General features: G+C 42.2%; 1 pseudogene. It reads left to right on the top strand.

The annotated features are described in order from the left end of the window. Window positions 1-996: pseudogene (locus R7044_RS24440) on the top strand (type IV secretion protein Rhs); the annotation flags it as partial.

Here is a 996-nt window from a genome sequence, read left to right as displayed (position 1 = left end):
TGCCCAGATTTCCTATGATGATTACGGACGCCGCACATCGATAAGATATTTCAACGACGAAGACCAAGTCGGTTACAGTGAAGAGTACGCTTATGACGAGTTTAGTCGTGTTGCACAGATACACACACCAGAAGGTGTCACGTCTTATCAATGGGGAGCTTTGGCTCAACAAGAAGCGGTAATCTTCCCTGATGGCAGCCATATTTCCTATGAGTACGATCAACAACGTAACCTAACGAAATTAGTTCGAAGTGATGGTCTAGAGTTTGAGTTTTTGTACGACAGTGAAGGTTTACTATCAGGTACCGTTGGATTTGATGGGCTACACAGCCAATTCAAATACGACTCTATGGGAAGAATCATCCGAAAAGATGTCGCAGATAGGACCGTTTTATACCGCTATGACGATGCTGGCTTTCTTCAGCATATTAAAGCGGGAAATGGAAAAAATATTGTAGAGAATCACTTTAACTATACGTTAGGTGGAAGACTGACTTTAGCCTCTAATCGTCATCAAACTCTACAGTATCAATATTCCTCATTTGGACATTTAACTAAGCGTATTCAAGGTCAATTTGAAATCGGTGAAGAGTTTAACCGAGTCGGACAGCGTGTTTCGCAAACCTTACCAGACAAGACGTCACTTAACTTTTCATACGACACCAATGGTAGGCTTTCCGAAATCCGGTTTAGCAATGACTCATTACCAAAAATTAAGTTCCAATATGATGTTATGGGGAGGCTTTCTGTCACTGAAACTGAGAGTTTCAGAGAGAGCAAACTTTATGACGGTGTCGGTCGATTAGTCGAGCAGCAATGGTCAGGTAGAGAAAAAAAATACATATACAATGCACAGAACCGAATCTCTTCAATTTTAGATAATACTGCAGGGGCAACTCACTATCAGGACGATACCCTCGGGCACGTTACAAAGGTTAGTGAGGCAGGTTCGACTTCAACATTTGAATCAGGTAGCTTTGGTAATCCCGCTCTGGC

This window comes from Vibrio sp. 1402, assembly GCF_033340275.1.
The sequence above is the reverse complement of the archived record's forward strand: the minus strand, read 5'-3'. Positions and strand labels throughout refer to the sequence as shown.